Origin of the sequence: Actinocrispum sp. NPDC049592, from assembly GCF_040675465.1 — a bacterium.
Taxonomy (GTDB): Bacteria; Actinomycetota; Actinomycetes; order Mycobacteriales; family Pseudonocardiaceae; genus Kibdelosporangium.
In genome coordinates this window covers 261,109-277,730 of sequence record NZ_JBFAPA010000019.1, presented here as the reverse complement: position 1 = coordinate 277,730, position 16,622 = coordinate 261,109, and the positions used below count along the sequence as shown (strand labels likewise).

Genomic DNA, 16,622 nt, shown 5'->3' with positions numbered 1-16,622 from the left:
GCGTTTGGTTTGTGGCCCCCACTTGACAGATGCGATTGCGCAAGCGCCAGGCCATACCGGAGGGACAGGGCACGAAGGCGGGGTCTGGTGCGCTTCCGCGCTTTGCCCGTGGGACAAGGGGGTCACCGATTCCGGTGAAGCACCACCAAGTCCCGGGACCTTCCGCCTTGGTGCGGGTAGTGTTGATGCTATGCAAGGCAGTGGAAATTATTGGGGTAAAACAAAAGAGGAGATAGTTGCTGCCCTGCAGGATGTCGAGGCGCAGGGTCGGCGGATCGAGTACGCCGGGCTGGAGTTGGTGGCCCACCTGAACAACCAGGGCCTCGCCAACGACCTCGGTTACTCCAACCCCACCGCGCTGCTCGTGCACGTGCTGCGGATCTCGCCCAAGGAAGCCAAACGCCGCCTGGCACAGGCGGAAGAGCTGTTCCCTAGCATCACCCCTACCGGGTCGGTGATTGAGCCTGCCCTACCCGCGACTGCCTCTGCCTTGGCCGCCGGAGACATTGGCTCTGAGGCTGTGGATGTCATCCGCAAGACCCTCAAGGACTTGCCGGATCTGGAGCCCGAGAAGCTCGCTCTGGCCGAGTCCACGATGGTCGCTCAGGCCGCCGAGGACGACCCCAATGCCTTGGCCCGCTTTGGCACCCGGGTCAGGAACATCGTGGATCCCGACGGTCCGCCTCCGCCCGATCCGGAACCCAAGCAGCCCGACCGGATGCTGCACATCCGCGCCCGTCGGGATGGTGGCCTTGACTTCCGCGGGCATCTGCCCGTCGAGGATGCTCACCTGCTGCACCCGGTGATCAAGAAGGGCGAGCAGCGTCCCACCGGCCGCACGGATGACCGGTGCCAGGCTGAACGCACCGCTGATGCGTTCGTGGAAACCCTGCGCATGGCGGCACAGTGCCCCTCCAAGCCCACGAAGAACGGCCTACGGACTCCGGTCGCCATCACCATCTCCTACGGCGATCTGCTCAAGGACCTCGACGACCGCATCCTCGTCGGACCGGACACCTATCTCACCGCGAGGGAGGCCCGGCGGATTGCCTGCGACAGCCATGTGTTCCCGGCCGTGCTGGGCAGTAAGTCCGAACCCCTCGATATCGGCGTCAGCTCCTACACCGTTCCTGTCCACATCCGCCGCGCGTTGATCCTCCGTGACGGTGGCTGTGCCTTTCCCAGTTGCGGAGTGGCTGCCAGCGCTTGCGACGGGCACCACATCATCCACTGGGGCGATCGCGGACCCACCAAAATCGACAACCTCGTCCTGCTCTGCCCACACCATCATCGGTTGGTGCATCGCAGTGACTGGACCATCCGGATGGTCAACCGTCGCCCCGAGTTCCTGCCGCCGGCCTATCTCGATCCGGCCCGCATCCCTCGAACGAACTCCTTCCGAAGACCACTGCCCACCGCCGCCGCCTGACCCCAGGGACTTGTGATCCCTGGGGCGGCAGGTGTGCTGCCCAGGGCTCGGTGGCCGTAAACCGCTCCGGGTGGGTATCAGCGGGGGGCGGTGGCTGCTTGGACGGGTGGGGTTCGCAGGACCAGGCGGGTGGTGAGGAGGGTGGCGAGGAGGGTTAGGGCTGTTGCGGCGCCTGCGATGGCGAGGTAGATCCACAGTGGACCGGTGGGGACCGGGTCGCCGTTGAGGGCCGCGCCGAAGGCGGCCAAGGTGATGGCCGCGACGGCGGTGCCGAGGACGACGCCGCTGAGAGCGACGAGGATGGCCTCCATGCACACCGAGCGGATGATCTGGCCTCGGGTGGAGCCGATCAGGCGTTGCATGGCGAACTCCCGGCGCCGCTCACCGGTGGCGATGACCTGGGTGTTGACCAGGGCGATCACCGTGTAACCCACGATCATGGCGACCAGGAGGTAGTTCACCCACGCGCCGGTCTGCTCCTGTTGGGCCGCGCCGGCGAGGATCTCCTCACGGGTGGCCACGCGCAGACCTGGTTGCTGGGCGGCCAATCCCGCGAGCTGGGAGGTCAGTTGGGCAGTGTCGGTGCCGGGGGTGGCGCGGACGAGGATCTGGGGCACGAGCCGCGAGGTGGTGTGCTCCGCGACCAGCTGGGCAGGCAGCAGGGCGGTTTCGTACCCCGGGCGTCCGGGGAAGATCGCGACGACCTTCAGCTGCAACTCGGCGCCGTCGTCCAGTCGCAACGGCATGGTGTCACCGAGTTTGCGGCCCAGCGTGTCCGCGTCCGAAGTGGACAGTGCGATGGTCTGTCCGGTGAGGTCCGACAGCGAACCGGATGTGGGGGTAGCCGCGAAGGTGCCGGCCACGCCGCTCGCGGAGACACCGAGGACGGCGACGTCCGAGTCCGCGTCCGGGTCGGTGTTCTCCGGATCACCGGATGTCCCCGGGAAGTACGCGGTGGTCGGCACGATCGCGCAGGCGGCGGCGACGCCGGGCACCCCGCGGACGGTGTTCTCGTAGCCCAGCGGGAACCCGCCGGTGGCCGACCTGAGCACCGCGTCCGCCCGGAGGTTCTCGGTATAGGCCTGTTCGGCGGCGTGGGTCTGTGAGATCTGCATGTACAGGAACGCCGTGGCCAGCCCGGTGGCGAGCATGATCGGCGTAACCGCCCCGGCAAGGCGGATCCGGCGCGAAGCGGCGTTCTGCATGGCCAGATGCCCGGCCTGGCCAGAGATCGCCCGCAGCGGCCACCGCAGGACCGCGATCAGCACACGGGTGATGCCCGGCCCGAGCAAGGCAAGGCCGCCCGCCCACAACAACGCCATCGGACCCGCGGTGCTGGCGGCAACCGGCCCGGTCATCACCGTCGCCGTCACGATCGTGAGCGCGAGCCCGCCACCGAGACACAGCACCGCGAACAGCACGCGAGGCGTGCTCAGCCAACGACGTTGCACACTCGCCTCGACCAACGCGTCGGTCGGCCGCGCGCGAGCGGCACCGCGCCCGGCGATGAACGCGGCACCCAACGCGGTGAGCAGCCCAATCGCCATCCCGGCCACGGTGGGCACCCAGCTGTGGTTGTAGACCACCACAGTCGGCAGCACGCCACGCGTGGCCAGTTGGTTGAGCAGCCACGGCCCGACGAAACCACTGGGCCACCAAGCCAAAGCGGTGGCGAGCACGGCGAGGACCAGGGACTCACCGACCACCATCCGGCGCACCTGACCGGGTGTCCCGCCGATCGCCCGCAACAGCGCCAGCTCCTGATACCGCTGCTGCACCGACAAAGCGAGCGTACTGGCCACGACGAACACCGCGACCATGACCGCCAGGCCACCGAACACCGCCGAGATCGCGACCAGGCTCTCGGCCCCGGCGGACACACCGCCGAACTCGGCCAGCCCCCGCTCGTCGCCGGTCAGCACCGACACCGCCTTGCCGGACAACGCGTTCTCGATCCCGGACCGGACGGCCCCGGCATCGGCCCCCGGCTGGAGGACCACGCCGATCGAGTCGACCCGGCCCGGCGTCCCGGCCAGCCGGTCCGCCTCGGCGTCGGTGAAGAACACCGAAGGAGAGCCGCTCTCGTGCACCGAAGCGGCACTGGCCAGCCCGGTGACCCGGAACCGTTGCCGGCCACCGCCGGACGCCAGATCGACCTGGTCACCCGTTCGGACGCCGGCCGCCTGCGCGTATGCCGCGTCCAGGACGACCTCGCCCGGCTGTTGCGGTGCGGCGCCGCCGGTCAGCGTGTATGGCGCGAGCGCGGCCGACGACCAGCCGTGTCCCGACGGCTGGAACTGTTCGGCGGCGGGCTGGTCGCCACGCAGGACGGTGGCGGGAAAGGACAGGTCAGGCACGGCCGACGCGACGCCCGGCACGGACCGCACCGCCGTCACCAGCCCCGCGTCCAGCCGGGACCTCTCGGCGTGCGTGAGGTCGCCGGTGACCACGACCTGTGCGGCGGCAAGACGTTGCGGGGGCACGGCGGCGCTGATGCCGGTGGCCATCAGACCGCCGCAGGCCATCACGATCACGCCACCGAGGAACAACGCCAGGAACGCGGCGGTGAACGCACCCGCGCGAAACCGCAGCGTGCGCAAGGCCATCCGGAACATCAGCGTTTCCTTTCCGGTGCCGCGGCCGACCTGCGGGCCGCCCAGGCGCCCAGGTGCGTCATCCGCTCCGCGACCTGCTCGGCGGTCGGCTCGCGCAGCTCACCGGCGAGGTGTCCGTCGGCGAGGAACACGACGCGGTCGGCGTGCGCGGCGGCCACCGGATCGTGGGTGACCATGATGACGGTCTGCCCCGCCTTGCGGACCGAATGCCGCAGCAGGGCAAGGATGTCCAGCGCGGTCGCGGTGTCCAGCGCGCCGGTCGGCTCGTCGGCGAAGATCACCGCCGGATCGGTGATCAGCGCGCGGGCGATGGCGACCCGTTGCTGCTGGCCGCCGGACAACTCGCCCGGCCGGTGCCGCCCGCGTTCGGCGAGACCGACCCGGTCGAGCGCGTCCATCACCATGCCCCGTCTGGGTGAACGGCCGGCCAGCCGCAGCGGCAGGGCGACGTTCTCCATCACGCTCAGGGCCGGCTGCAGGTTGAAGGCCTGGAACACGAAACCGATCCGGTCGCGGCGCAGCCGGGTGAGCGCCTTCTCGCTCAGCCCGGTCAGCTCGGTTCCGTCCAGCACGACGGAACCGGATGTGGGCCGGTCAAGGCCCGCGGCGCAGTGCAGGCAGGTGCTCTTGCCTGACCCGGACGGCCCCATCACCGCGGTGAAGGTGTGGCGCTGGAAGTCGAGCGAGACATCGTGCAGGGCCACGACCTCGTTGCGCCTGCCCCCGTAGACCTTTCGGACGGAGCCAAGGCGCACTACCTGGTCGGAACCGCTGTTGGGATGCGTGGTCACGGTGGAACCCCCGGACTGCTGTGTGCTGTGTGCGTGATCACAAGCGTTCGCCAAGGCTATACGGGACCGCGATCCATGTTCCACCGGGATCAGCCGCCGGTCAGCCTGTCGTCAGCGACGGCCCCGAAGCTGGACACCGACCCACGATAGCCCGCACTGAGCAAGGGGTGGACATGAAGCGATTCCGCACGGTACGCCACAACACGCGGGCGGTGCCATGACATCCCTGGTCGCGGTCTCCAGTCACCTGCCGGAGACGACATCGGTCGACGGGCTGCGCGACAGCCTGGGACTCAACGATCTCCAGGTCCGGCGGTTCACCCGGCTCTACGGCCTGGCGGAGATCTGCCAGGCGCCCGAGCAGTCCGAAGTGGACCTCCTGCTGGCCGCCGCCGGGAAGCTCGAAGGCCTGGCCGGGCAGGAGGACCGGGTGCGCTATGTGGTGCGCGCCAAGGGGTTGCGGACCACCGCGCCCTACCCGAACATTCCGGTCCAGCAGGTCCGGGAGGCGCTCGGGCTGACCAGGGCGACGACGCTGTCGGTCGCCGACCACGGCTGCGCCACCGGTCTGCTGGCCCTCGACCTGTGCGGCACGCTGCTGGCCGCCGACCCGGATCCGGACGCGCTGGCGCTGATCCTGGCCGGGGACAAGACGTTCACGCCGTTCTCGCAGTGGGTGGCGGACGTCTCGATCATGGGCGAGGGCGTGGCGGCGGTGCTGGTCGGCCCCGGCAACGACCGGGACCGTGTGCTCGGGTACGCGGCCCGGATCTGGGGCCGCGGCGACGGGGTGATCGACCTCAACCCCGAGGTGGCCAAGCACGCGCGGAAGATATACCAGGACGCGATGGCCGAGGTCATCCACGCGGCGCTGGACGAGGCCGGGATCGGCATCGGTGATCTCAGCCTGATCCTGCCGCACAACGTCAACCGCGTCTCGTGGACCGTCGCGGCCAAACAGCTCGGCATCCCGGTGGACAGGATCTTCCTGGACAACCTGCCGGCCACCGGGCACTGCTTCTGCGCGGATCCCTTCATCAACTACCAGACCGCGACCGGGCTGGGCCGGCTCAACCCCGGCGACTACTACCTGATGACCGCGGCCGGGCTGGGCCAGGCGTTCGCGGCGACGGTCCTGCGGCACTGACGCACTCAGGCACGAGGCGAGGAGAGGTGTGATGAACGACGTCCCAGCGGGTTTCACCGACCGGCTGCGCACAGCGGTGGCCGGCCGGGCCGGCGCGTCACTGGTGCTGGTGGGCAACTTCGAGGTCGAGGAACAGTGGTCCCGCGGTGAGCACACGTTGCCGCGGATGTCCGCCCCGGCGGGCAGTGCGGTGGTCAACCACATGGACGAGTTCGCCCTGCTGCTGGGCGAAAGCCGGGACCACGTGGTGCTCAAGTCCGCGCCGGACGAGGACTACCTCGGCTATCTCGGCGAGCTGGGTGTGCCGCTGCCGGCGATCCATGTCGTGCGAGAGCAGGACCCGGGGCGGACCGTCACCGAGGACGCGCTGGCCGATCCGAAGGTGCTCAACGAGCTGTCCCTGTTGCCGGACGCGGTGATCGTCGCGCACGGTGTGTCCGAAGTGGAGGAGCGGCTGGCCGCGCGGACCGGCCTGCCGCTGGCCGCGCCGGACGCCGCGCTGTGCAAGGCGGTCAACAGCAAGGTCTACAGCCGCCGGGTCGCCGACGACCTCGGTCTGCGCCAGCCCGCCGGGTTCGGCTGTGAGACGCTGGCCGACCTGCGCGTGGCGTTCGACTGGGCCGGCACGCCGCTGGCCGAGGGCCGTGCCGTGGTGATCAAGGAGGCGTTCGGCGTCTCCGGCAAGGGAATCGCGGTGCTGCGCGACGAGCGGCGGCTCGACCGGCTGTACCGCATGATCGCCAAGCAGGTGGAGCGCTCGGGCCAGGACCGGATCGCGTTCGTGGTCGAGGAGTGGGTGGCCAAGAAGGCCGACCTGAACTACCAGTTCACCGTCGGCCGGGACGGCTCGGTGCACTTCGACTTCGTCAAGGAGGCGCTCACCGAGGGCGGCGTCCACAAAGGACACCGTTTCCCGGCGCGGCTGTCCACGGGCGCGGTGAGCGAGCTGGTCACCAGTGCCGAGCAGATCGGCAAGCGGCTCGCCGAGGACGGCTTCTTCGGCGTCGTCGGCGTGGACGCGCTGCTCGACGCGGGCGGCGGCATCTACCCGGTGATCGAGATCAACGCCCGCAACAACATGTCCACGTACCAGGTCCGGCTGCAGGAACGGTTCGTCGGCCCGGGAAGTCTCGCGCTGGCCAAGCACTACCCGGTGCGGCTGAACCGGCCGACCGGGTTCGGCGTCCTGCGCGAGCTGCTCGGCGGCCTGCTGTTCGACGGCCGGAAAGGCTTGCTGGTGAACAACTTCGCCACCGTCAACGCCGCCGCCGACCCGGAGAACCCCGCGCCGTTCGACGGGCGCCTGTACGGGGTCATCGTGGCCGGCACCGCGGACGAGCTGTCCGCCATCGACGACCAGGTCGCCGCGCGGCTCGCGGCCATCAAGGAGGACCACTGATGAGTGCCGAGTTCCAGTTACAGGGAATCGGGATCTCCCGGCTGGCCGAGGAATACGGCACGCCGCTGTACCTCTACGACGGCGACGAGCTGGACAACCGGCTGACCGACCTGCGCGAGCGCCTGCACCCGAGCCTGGAGATCTTCTTCTCGCTCAAGGCCAACCCGAACGTGTCGGTGTGCGCGGTGCTGCACTCGCTGGGCGCCCGGGCGGAGGTGTGCTCGCTCACCGAGCTGCTCACCGCCCAGCGGGCCGGGGTTCCCGGCCGGCACACCATCTTCCTCGGGCCGGGCAAGAGCCGTGCCGAGCTGGAGGCGTGCCTGGACGCCGGGGTCTACGCGATCGTGGTGGAGTCCTTCGGCGAGCTCGAGCTGATCGACGAGCTGGCCGAGGAACGTGGCGTGGTGGCGCCGGTGGCGCTGCGGGTCAACCCCGGCTTCACGGTCAAGGGCTCCGGCCTGACCATGGGCGGCAAGCCCCGGCAGTTCGGCATCGACGAGGACCAGGTGCTGGCCGCGGCCGGGCTGGGGGAGCGGTACCCGAACGTCCGGCTGATGGGCGTGCAGGTGTACATGGGCACCCGGATCCTCAGCGAGGACTCCATCGCCGAGAACACCGCGCGGATCTTCGAGCTGGCCGAGACGCTGTCGGCCAAGGCGGGCTTCCCGCTGGAGATGGTCGACATCGGCGGCGGGCTCGGGGTCGCGTACTTCGAGGGCGAACGCGACCTGGACTCCGCTGTGCTGGCGGGAAAGCTGAACCCGATCGTCAGCGACTTCCACCGCAGGCACCCCGAGACCCGGCTCGTGCTGGAGCTCGGCCGCTACCTCACCGCGACCGCGGGCATGTACGTCGTGCGCGTCCAGTACGTCAAGACCTCGCACGGCGAACGGTTCGCGATCGCCGACGGGGGCACCAACCACCACATGGCCGCGGTCGGCATCGGCTCGTTCGTCAAGCGCAACTTCCCGATGCGCCTGCTCAACCGGGCCGGCGAACCGGCGACGGAGAGCTGGAACGTGACCGGTCCGCTGTGCACCCCGAACGACACGCTGGGCAAGAACATCGACCTGCCGCCCCTGCGCCCCGGCGACCTCGTCGGCGTGCTCCGCTCGGGTGCCTACGGTCCCAGCGCCTCACCGGTGCTGTTCCTGAGCCACGGGCACCCGGCCGAGGTGCTCGTCCACAAAGGACAGACCTACCTCGTGCACGAGCGGGACCGGGCCGAGGACCTGATCGACCGCCAGTACCTGTTCGGCCAGGCGGTACCGGCCGTCGGACCGGACGCCAGTGACCAGACCCAACCGGAAGGACGGCGCGCATCATGAGCGAACTGATCGAGACCCCTGCCAGGACAACGGAACGAGACCGCGTTACCGGGGCGGTCGTCACGGCACTGACCAGGGTGCTCGGTGACGACCTGCCGGAGATCGCCGAGGAGTCCCGGCTGTTCGACGAGCTCGGCCTGGACTCCACCGGCGTGTTCGAGCTGCTGATGCAGCTGGAGGAACTGCTGGACATCGAGTTCGACACCGACAACCTGCGGATGGAGCACTTCGCGACCGTGCGGTCCCTGGCGGACTTCGTGACCACGGAGACGGGTGGCCAGTGATGTACCGGACCACCGGTGCGGCCGGCCCGGTCCGGCAGCGGACCGGCGCCTTGCCCCTGGGGCTGGCCCGGATCGTGCATCGCCGGTTCCCGCGCGGGAGCTACCGGGTCGACGATCCCTTCTCGGTCCGGCACTTCACCGACCTGACCGACGGGTACGGCGTCACCTACCGGCCGGACGTCGCCGAGCGGTCCGGCGGGAACTCGTTCACCACCATGGCGACCGAGCTGATCGAGACGATGTCCACTCCGGACGATCCGATCGAGATCGTGGTGGTGGCGCACGCCACGCCGGACATCGACTGCAGGCTGTCGGCGGCGACGTACCTGTCGGACGCGTTGCCCACCACCTCGTTGGTGTTCGCGTTGTCCGACGGTGGTTCGTGCACGCCGTACACCGCGTTGCGCGTTGTGGGCGACTACGCCTGGCGGCAGGGATACCAGAGCGCGATGGTGCTGCTGATGGACCAGGCCACGTTGCCGTACGACACCGGCCGGACGCTGTCCGGTGACGCGGCGATCGGGATACTGTTGCAGCGCGAGTGCCAGACGGGCCTGGTGCTGCGTCAAGTGACCGGGGTGCGGCCGGAGGACGTCGCCACCGCGGTGGCGGACGTGCTCAGCGAAGTGGCCGGGGACGAGCCGGTGGCGGTGATCGCCGGTACCGGCATCGACCCGGGCCGCGATCTCCCGGAACACGCCGAGGCGCTGTGGTGTGCTGAGACGGGATTCCCGTGCACGGCCACCTGGGAGGGCCTGGCGAGGTTCTTCGGCACGGCCTCGGGCGGCCGGGTCGTGCTGGCCGACTACGAGGCGGAGACCGGCGACCTGGGCGTGTGCGTGGTGGAGCGGCCATGGCTGGCGGACGACGCGCGGGACAGGGCGTGACCGCGGTGGACGGTGCCGGGCGGGCGACGCTCGGCACCACCATCTGGTCGCGATGTCATCGGGCGGCCCGGGACGAGGGCCTGGCCGCCGCGATCGACGTGTTGTGCTCGGAGTTGTTGCCCGGCTTGGTTCCTTGTGGCCCGGCCGGGCATTCCGTGCTGCCCGCCGGGGTCGCGCTCGGCGGCCGGGTCTGGCTGGACGGCGTGACTTTCGGCGCCGCGGCCGGCCGGATGCGGCTGCTGGCGGCATTCGACCTGCCGGGCGGGCCGCTGGAAGCCGTGCGCTGGACGGGGCCCGCCGCCGATCCGGCCGCGGGGCCCAACGACTACGTGCGCGCCGAGTGGGTGCTCGGCCTGGTGTGGCTGCGGCTGGGCTGGTCCGAGGGGTTGCGCGGGCACTGCCTGCGGTACCTGCGGGGCCGCCGCACGGGTGACTCGACTTTGCTGCAGCAGCAACTGGTCAAGGGCTCGCTCGCGGACGTCACGGCCGAGCAGCTGGAGATCCGGGCGATGCTGCTCGGCTGTGAGGCGGACCGGCTGACCCCGCAGTTCGCCGACGAGCTGCACGACCGGATCACCGTGGCCGACCGGGCGCAGCTGCGGCTGCTGGGCGCCAGCAGCATGCTGCTCGGCGGGCCGGGCGAGGAGGCGTACGTGTCCGAGCTGATCGCCGACGCCTGGAGGTCGGGATGATCGTCCTCGACGAGAAGCTGACCGTCCTGCGGGCCCAGATGCGCGAGTGGGGCGCGGACTTCCGGTCGGCCGCGCTCGAGCTGGACGGCGACCCGGAGGCGATCCGGCGGCACTTCGACCTGCCCGCGGCGAGGTTCCTTGCCACGATGGGGATTCCGCTGGAGTACGGCAACGAGCCCGAGCGGATCGGTGGCCACCGGTTCGACGGTTCGACGGCGTTGCAGCGCGTGGTGGTGATGGAGGAGCTGGCGTGCGCCGACGCGGGCATGCTGGTCGCCTCGCCGGGACCGTTGCTGGCGGGCGTGGTCGTCAGCCTGTGCGCCGACGAGGCGCAGAAGAAGTGGTTCTACCGGCGGATGCTGGAGCGTCCACTGTGGACCTGCTTCGCGCTGACCGAACCGGACCGGGGCTCCGACGCCAGTGCGGTGGAGACCTCGCTGACCCCGGCGGCCGACGGCGAGGGCGCGATCCTCAACGGCGCCAAGCGTTACGTCGGCAACGCCGCCCGGGCGCAGATCGCGGTGGTGTTCGCGCGCAGCGGTTGCGGCCCGATGGGGCTGACCGCGGTCATGCTCGAGACGCCGGCCGACGGCTTCCAGGCCGAACCGCTGGGCATGCTCGGCCTGCGCGGGGCCAGGATCGGCGCGATCACGCTGGAGGACGTGCGGATCGCCGAGAAGGGGTTCCTCGGTCGGCACCTGCCGCCGATCCGCCGTGGCCTGTGGGCGTTCGTGCAGACGTTCAACCTGCTCAGGCCGGGCGTCGCGGCCATCGCGGTCGGCATCGCCCGCGCCGCGCACGACTACGTGCTGGCCAACCGGCTGGCGCTGAGCCCGGCCGAGGCCGACCGGATCGACGCGCTGGGCAGGCGCATCGAAGGCACTCGTGAGCTCGTGCACCTCGCCGCGGCGGCGGTGGACGCGGACACCGGCAACGGTCATCTCGCCTCGGCGGCGAAACTGCGCGCCGCGGCGCTGGCCGAAGAGGTGACATTGGCCGCGTGCCAATTCTTCGGGCCCGGTGCGCGGGCAGATCACCCGCTGCTGGACAAATGGGTCCGGGACGCGCGGGCGATGGAGTTTCTGGAAGGCACCTCGAATATGCAACGGCTCAATGTCTTCCAGAGCCTGCAGACCCGGAAACTGAGCTCGGACAACCCGTTCCCGGTGCTCGCGTGACGGCTGCCGCCCCGGAGGAGGGCGGGAAAAGTGTTGCACCCGTGGCTGATCGCTGATCCGCCACGGGTGCTTCCCGCTGTGTTCACGAGTATGGAAAAAATATAGAAATTGCTCGAACGGGGGTAGGGGCAACCCCACCCCAAGTCGGCGGGTGTGCAGCAGTGTCCTCCGGGGTGTTCATCGGAACAATTAGTCGTATCGAACCACCGGGGCCGCCGGCCTCGCATTCCACATCAGACGAATTGAGCGGAGATGAGCACGGTGGCAAAAACACAGGTAACGGTCCGGGTGGCCAGGTGGAGCGCCACCCATCCCTGGAAGGCGATCACCGCCTGGGTCGTGTTCGTCGGGCTGTGCCTGGCCCTGGGCGGCGTGATCGGCAGCCGCGCCGCCACGGACGCGGACTTCCGCATCGGTGAGGCCGGGCAGGCGCAGACCATCATGGCCGACGGCGGCATCAAGGCGCAGAGCATCGAGAAGGTCCTGATCGCGCCCCGCTCCGGTGCGCTGGACCGCGCCGCGGCGGACGCGGCCGCGACCGATCTGACCCAGCGCATGCGTGCGCTGCCCGAGGTTCAGCAGGTGCGTGCTCCGGTCGAGTCGACCGACCGGAACGCGCTGATGGTCCCGGTCGTGATGGTCGCCCCCGGCGCGACCTCCTCCGACCACGTACAACCGTTGCTGGACACCACGGCGGCGGCCCAGGCCGCGCATCCCGCGCTGCGGATCGAGCAGACCGGCGACGCCTCCATCAGCTTCCAGGTCGACGAGAAGACCGCCGCGGACACCGCGTCGGCGGAGCAGCTCAGCCTGCCGATCACGTTGCTGATCCTGATGGTCGCGTTCGGCGCCATCATCGCCGCCGGTGTGCCCGTGCTGGTCGCACTGTCCGCGGTCGGCGCTTCCATTGGCCTGTCGGCATTGTCGTCGCACATCGTGCCGGGCGTCGGCGGGCAGAACGCGACGATCATCATGCTGATCGGCATGGCGGTCGGGGTCGACTACTCGTTGTTCTACCTTCGCCGGGAACGGGAGGAGCGCGCACGGTCGGGTGGCAGGCTCAGCCACACCGCCGCCGTCGAGCTCGCCGCGGCCACCTCCGGACGAGCCGTGATCGTCTCCGGGTTCGCCGTGCTGGCCTCGGTCGCGGCGCTGTTCTTCGCCAACGACATCATCTTCGCCTCGCTCGGCTTCAGCGTGATGATCGTGGTCGCGGTCGCCATGCTCGCCTCGCTGACCGTGCTGCCCGCGCTGCTGGCCAAGCTCGGCCGGTGGGTGGACCGCCCGCGGCTGCCGCTGATCGGCCGGCTGACGAATCGTCCGGGCCCGGGCAAGCTGTGGCCGACGCTGCTGCGCCCCGCGGTGCGCCACCCCGTGATCACGTTGGTCGCGTCGGTCGTCGCGCTGGTGCTGCTTGCCTTGCCGGCGTTGAACATGCGGCTGAACCTGCCCGCCAACGACCGGATGACCAAGGTGTCGTCGGTGCTGACCTACGAGGAACTGCAGAAGACGTTCCCCGCGCAGGGCAGTGACTTCATCATCGCCGCACGGGCCGGGACGAACGAGCCGGCCGCACTGGCCGCCGCACTGTCCGACCTGGACCGTCAGGTGCAGGCCGACAAGCTGCTGGCCGGGCGCTCGGCCTCGGAGACCCAGACCTCCGCCGACGGCCGCACCCGGGTGATCACCATCGGCACCCCGTACGGCACCAACGCGCCGGAGTCCCGTGAACTGCTGACCAAGCTGCACGAGCAGTACCTGCCCAACACCGTCGGCAAGCTTCAGGGCGCCGAGTACGCGGTCGGCGGCGGACTGTCCATGCGGGACTCGGACAGCGCCCACCTGGCCGACAAACTGCCGCTGGTCGTTGGGATCCTGCTGCTGCTGACGTTCCTGATGATGACCATCTCGTTCCGGTCGGTCGCGGTCGGGCTCAGCTCGGCGCTGCTCAACCTGTTGTCGTCGGTGGCCGCGATGGGCGCGCTGGCCTGGGTCTTCCAGTCCGACTGGGCGGCGCGGCTGCTCGACCTGCCGCCCGGCGGGTTCATCGTCTCGCGGGTCCCGCTGTTCCTGTTCGTGATCCTGTTCGGCCTGTCCATGGACTACCAGGTGTTCGTGGTCAGCCGGATCCGGGAGGCCGCCCTGCGCGGTGTGCCCACCAAGCAGGCCGTGCTGCAGGGCATCACCGGCTCGGCCGGTGTGATCACCAGCGCCGCCCTGGTGATGGTCTCGGTGTTCGGCGGGTTCGTCTTCGGCGGCCTGCTGGAGATCAAGCAGGTCGGCTTCGCACTGGCGATCGGCGTGCTGCTGGACGCCTTCATCGTCCGGATCCTGGTGCTGCCCTCGCTGATGACCCTGCTGGGCAACGCGAACTGGTGGCCATCGAAGGCGGTGGCCCGGGCCTTCACCGCGCGGCAGGAGGGCAAGCCCCTTCCGGCGCAGGTCCCGGTCTCGATCCACTAGTCCCTGCCAGACAACATGAATGTGCCGCCCCGGCTGACCGGGGCGGCACATTCATGTTGTCTGGCAAGAGCTTCAGCCGCAGCGCCAGACCGTGGGCTTGTTCTTGGCGCCGGTCTCCGAGCCGCGGCTCCAGCCCGCGATCGAGCCGTCATCCGCCGAGACGTACACCCCCAGGGCGCCGTCGAGGGACGCGATCTGTTGCCCCAGTTGCCATACGCCGTAGAAACCAGTGGTGTCGTCCAGGGCGTAGCCGATGGACTGGCCGCTGCGGTTGACCGAGTTGACCGCAGCGCTGTTGACCGGCCGCAGGAACGTGCCGTTCTGGTCCCACAGCACACCGATGGTGTCCGCGATGTCCGAGGTCTGCGTGTAGCCACCTACCCGGCCGTTGGCGATCGTGTTGCCCGCCACGAACTTGGCGCCCGACGGCAGGGTGAGCTTGCGGGCGGTGCCCGCACGCCACAGATACAACGCTGTGGCCTGGAACTCGTCGGTCCTGCTCGGGTAGTACTCGACCAGGACCGTGCCGTCCTGGTCGATCCCGACCGCCTTGGCCTGGCCGGTCGACGGCAGGCCGGACAGCGCCACAACCGTGCCCGGCGCGCCGGCCGGCCACACCACGGCGGTGTTCACCGTGTAGATCATGATGCCCTGCTGGAACCGCCTGCCCACGTAACCCACGATGTCACCGGCGTCGTTGATCCCGGTCGCGTACGACGAATCGACGTCCGCGGGGACCGCAAGCGGCTCCAGAACCGTGCCGCGCGAACGTAATGCGCGCGGGAAGCTCCCGTTGTACGCGTATCCCACGACGACGCCGTTCCGGTTGACCGCCATGGGCGTGGCGTCGTCACCGAAGCCCGTCAGGTAGCCGTAGTCGGTGACCTGACCGCCCTGCCAGCGCAGGATGTGGGTCGACCGGCTGCCGCCGAAGAGGTTGACGTAGCCTTCGCCCGCGTACCCGCCCTGGCTGTCGGCGACCGATACCGTGCCGCCACCGGTCATCGTCGCAGGGATCGGCAGGTAGCTCGGCGTGCACACCGCGGGTGCGGCCGACGCGACAGCGGGCGCGAACGCCGCCGCCGCGGCCGAAACCGCGGCGACGACGACAAAGTGTTTCAATGGCATGCACTTCTCCTTCGTGGTTGGGGAAACCCGGGATCTGGTCCCGGACACAAAAGGGCGCCGTCCCGGTGGGGGAATACCGGGACGGCGCCGTGGGGAAGCCGGATCACCCGTCGCCGCGGGGACCGACCAGGTTGAGGAAGACGTCGTCGAGGGTGGGCCGGCGGACCGCGAAGTCCACAATGGCCACGCCGGCGTCGCGCAGCACGACGGCGGCGTCGGCGATGCCGCCCATGCCGTCCTGCAGCTGCAGGGCGATGATGCCCCTGGTCTGGTCGACGCTCGGGGCGTCGACGGCGACCCTCGCGAGCACTCCGGCGGCGGCGGCCACATCGGCCGGGCCGACCCGCACCTCCAGCCGCTCCAGCCCGACCTTGAGCTTGAGCTCGTTCGGCGCGCCCTCGGCGATCACCTTGCCCGCGTCGATCACGACGATCTGGTCGGCCAGGAAGTCGGCCTCCTCCAGGTACTGCGTGGTCAGCAGCACGGTCACGCCGTCGTCGACCAGCTTGCGCACGGTCTGCCACAACGTGATCCGGCTGGCCGGGTCGAGCCCGGTGGTGGGCTCGTCGAGGAACAGCACCTCGGGCTCGGACACCAGGCAGCTCGCCAGGTCCAGCCGGCGCCGCATCCCGCCGGAGTAGGTCTTCACCGGCCGGTCCGCGGCATCGACCAGGTCGAACCGCTCCAGCAGGGCGGCCGCCCGCGCGGCCGCGCCCCGTCGGCCAAGGTGCAGCAGCTTGCCGACCAGGACCAGGTTCTCCCGCCCGGTGAGCAGCTCGTCGACCGCCGCGTACTGCCCGGCCAGGCCGATCCGCCGGCGGACCTCGCGTGGCTGCTTCACCACGTCGTAGCCGGCGACCGTCGCGCGGCCGCCGTCCGGCTGGAGCAGGGTGGCGAGCATCCGGACGGTGGTGGTCTTCCCGGCCCCGTTCGGGCCGAGCAGGCCGAGCACCGAGCCGGACCGCACGGACAGATCCACGCCGCCGAGCGCGTCCGTTTCCTTGTAACGCTTCTGCAGGCCTTCGGCCTGGATCGCGATGTCCACTTGGGGAACTCCCTTGTCGAGGACCGAGCTCGTCACCCGGATTGGCGGAGGCTCGCCGGACGCAGGTCCGTCCAGTTCTCCTCTACATAGGACAGTGCGGCGCCACGGGTGCTCTCACCGAGCATGACCGTCCAGCCCGCGGGTACCTCGGCGAAGGCCGGCCAGATGCTGTGCTGGCCCTCGCGGTTGACCAGCACGAGGAAGGTCCCGTCCTGGTCGTCGAATGGGTTTGTCAC

The 16,622-nt window shown here is 70.0% G+C and carries 14 protein-coding genes; 9 read left to right on the top strand and 5 right to left on the bottom strand.

Going from position 1 to position 16,622, the window contains the following annotated elements:
* Positions 1-190: 190 nt before the first annotated feature.
* Positions 191-1,429 carry a DUF222 domain-containing protein gene (locus AB0J95_RS38940; protein WP_364769735.1) on the top strand — a complete coding sequence of 413 codons (1,239 nt, stop codon included), beginning with the start codon at positions 191-193 and terminating at the stop codon, positions 1,427-1,429.
* Positions 1,430-1,506: 77 nt separating this feature from the next.
* Here AB0J95_RS38940 and AB0J95_RS38935 read toward each other — a convergent pair whose 3' ends face one another.
* Both AB0J95_RS38935 and AB0J95_RS38930 read right to left on the bottom strand, forming a co-directional pair.
* The gene (locus AB0J95_RS38935; RefSeq protein ID WP_364769733.1) at positions 1,507-4,044 is read right to left on the bottom strand and encodes an FtsX-like permease family protein; all 2,538 of its coding nucleotides are present in this window, start codon (positions 4,042-4,044) and stop codon (positions 1,507-1,509) included.
* Positions 4,044-4,835 (bottom strand): ABC transporter ATP-binding protein, encoded by a 792-nt coding sequence (locus AB0J95_RS38930; RefSeq protein WP_364769731.1) that lies wholly within the window; start codon positions 4,833-4,835, stop codon positions 4,044-4,046. Before AB0J95_RS38930 ends, AB0J95_RS38935 begins: the two co-directional genes overlap by 1 nt.
* Positions 4,836-5,052: 217 nt before the next feature.
* On the opposite strand from AB0J95_RS38930, the gene AB0J95_RS38925 reads away from it, so the two are divergent.
* The 8 genes from AB0J95_RS38925 (at position 5,053) to AB0J95_RS38890 (ending at position 14,213) form a co-directional block, all read left to right on the top strand.
* Complete coding sequence (locus AB0J95_RS38925) at positions 5,053-5,982, top strand: 3-oxoacyl-[acyl-carrier-protein] synthase III C-terminal domain-containing protein (protein ID WP_364769729.1); 930 nt, start codon at positions 5,053-5,055, stop codon at positions 5,980-5,982.
* Between the two features lie 31 nt (positions 5,983-6,013).
* The gene (locus AB0J95_RS38920) at positions 6,014-7,381 is read left to right on the top strand and encodes an ATP-grasp domain-containing protein (RefSeq protein WP_364769727.1); all 1,368 of its coding nucleotides are present in this window, start codon (positions 6,014-6,016) and stop codon (positions 7,379-7,381) included.
* Positions 7,381-8,709, top strand: a complete 1,329-nt coding sequence (gene lysA / locus AB0J95_RS38915) for a diaminopimelate decarboxylase (RefSeq protein WP_364769725.1) — start codon at positions 7,381-7,383, stop codon at positions 8,707-8,709. Before AB0J95_RS38920 ends, lysA begins: the two co-directional genes overlap by 1 nt.
* Entirely contained in the window at positions 8,706-8,993 is a 288-nt protein-coding gene (locus AB0J95_RS38910) for an acyl carrier protein (protein ID WP_364769723.1), read from the top strand. Before lysA ends, AB0J95_RS38910 begins: the two co-directional genes overlap by 4 nt.
* Positions 8,993-9,880: a hypothetical protein gene (locus AB0J95_RS38905; RefSeq protein ID WP_364769721.1), complete on the top strand. Its 888-nt coding sequence runs from the start codon at positions 8,993-8,995 to the stop codon at positions 9,878-9,880. Before AB0J95_RS38910 ends, AB0J95_RS38905 begins: the two co-directional genes overlap by 1 nt.
* A complete protein-coding gene (locus AB0J95_RS38900; protein ID WP_364769719.1) occupies positions 9,847-10,572 on the top strand; it encodes a DUF2786 domain-containing protein in 726 nt (241 codons plus the stop codon). The genes AB0J95_RS38905 and AB0J95_RS38900 overlap by 34 nt, the downstream gene beginning before the upstream one ends.
* A complete protein-coding gene (locus tag AB0J95_RS38895; RefSeq protein WP_364769717.1) occupies positions 10,569-11,750 on the top strand; it encodes an acyl-CoA dehydrogenase family protein in 1,182 nt (393 codons plus the stop codon). The genes AB0J95_RS38900 and AB0J95_RS38895 overlap by 4 nt, the downstream gene beginning before the upstream one ends.
* A 252-nt stretch (positions 11,751-12,002) precedes the next feature.
* Entirely contained in the window at positions 12,003-14,213 is a 2,211-nt protein-coding gene (locus AB0J95_RS38890; protein ID WP_364769715.1) for an MMPL family transporter, read from the top strand.
* A 72-nt stretch (positions 14,214-14,285) separates the two neighbouring features.
* Here the strand turns inward: AB0J95_RS38890 and AB0J95_RS38885 are convergent, their stop codons facing one another.
* The 3 genes from AB0J95_RS38885 to AB0J95_RS38875 all read right to left on the bottom strand — a co-directional run bounded on the left by AB0J95_RS38885 (position 14,286) and on the right by AB0J95_RS38875 (position 16,622).
* The gene (locus tag AB0J95_RS38885) at positions 14,286-15,341 is read right to left on the bottom strand and encodes a hypothetical protein (protein ID WP_364769713.1); all 1,056 of its coding nucleotides are present in this window, start codon (positions 15,339-15,341) and stop codon (positions 14,286-14,288) included.
* 103 nt (positions 15,342-15,444) lie between these two features.
* Complete coding sequence (locus tag AB0J95_RS38880) at positions 15,445-16,386, bottom strand: ATP-binding cassette domain-containing protein (RefSeq protein WP_364769711.1); 942 nt, start codon at positions 16,384-16,386, stop codon at positions 15,445-15,447.
* A gap of 32 nt (positions 16,387-16,418) precedes the next feature.
* Positions 16,419-16,622 (bottom strand): MbtH family protein, encoded by a 204-nt coding sequence (locus tag AB0J95_RS38875; protein ID WP_364769709.1) that lies wholly within the window; start codon positions 16,620-16,622, stop codon positions 16,419-16,421.

What these genes read in the sequence shown, in the direction of transcription:
- AB0J95_RS38940 (WP_364769735.1), top strand. Translation starts at nt 191, where the DNA reads ATGCAAGGCAGTGGAAATTATTGGGGTAAAACAAAAGAGGAGATAGTT.
- AB0J95_RS38935 (WP_364769733.1), bottom strand. Translation starts at nt 4,044, where the DNA reads ATGTTCCGGATGGCCTTGCGCACGCTGCGGTTTCGCGCGGGTGCGTTC.
- AB0J95_RS38925 (WP_364769729.1), top strand. Translation starts at nt 5,053, where the DNA reads ATGACATCCCTGGTCGCGGTCTCCAGTCACCTGCCGGAGACGACATCG.
- AB0J95_RS38920 (WP_364769727.1), top strand. Translation starts at nt 6,014, where the DNA reads ATGAACGACGTCCCAGCGGGTTTCACCGACCGGCTGCGCACAGCGGTG.
- lysA (WP_364769725.1), top strand. Translation starts at nt 7,381, where the DNA reads ATGAGTGCCGAGTTCCAGTTACAGGGAATCGGGATCTCCCGGCTGGCC.
- AB0J95_RS38910 (WP_364769723.1), top strand. Translation starts at nt 8,706, where the DNA reads ATGAGCGAACTGATCGAGACCCCTGCCAGGACAACGGAACGAGACCGC.
- AB0J95_RS38905 (WP_364769721.1), top strand. Translation starts at nt 8,993, where the DNA reads ATGTACCGGACCACCGGTGCGGCCGGCCCGGTCCGGCAGCGGACCGGC.
- AB0J95_RS38900 (WP_364769719.1), top strand. Translation starts at nt 9,847, where the DNA reads ATGGCTGGCGGACGACGCGCGGGACAGGGCGTGACCGCGGTGGACGGT.
- AB0J95_RS38895 (WP_364769717.1), top strand. Translation starts at nt 10,569, where the DNA reads ATGATCGTCCTCGACGAGAAGCTGACCGTCCTGCGGGCCCAGATGCGC.
- AB0J95_RS38890 (WP_364769715.1), top strand. Translation starts at nt 12,003, where the DNA reads ATGAGCACGGTGGCAAAAACACAGGTAACGGTCCGGGTGGCCAGGTGG.
- AB0J95_RS38885 (WP_364769713.1), bottom strand. Translation starts at nt 15,341, where the DNA reads ATGCCATTGAAACACTTTGTCGTCGTCGCCGCGGTTTCGGCCGCGGCG.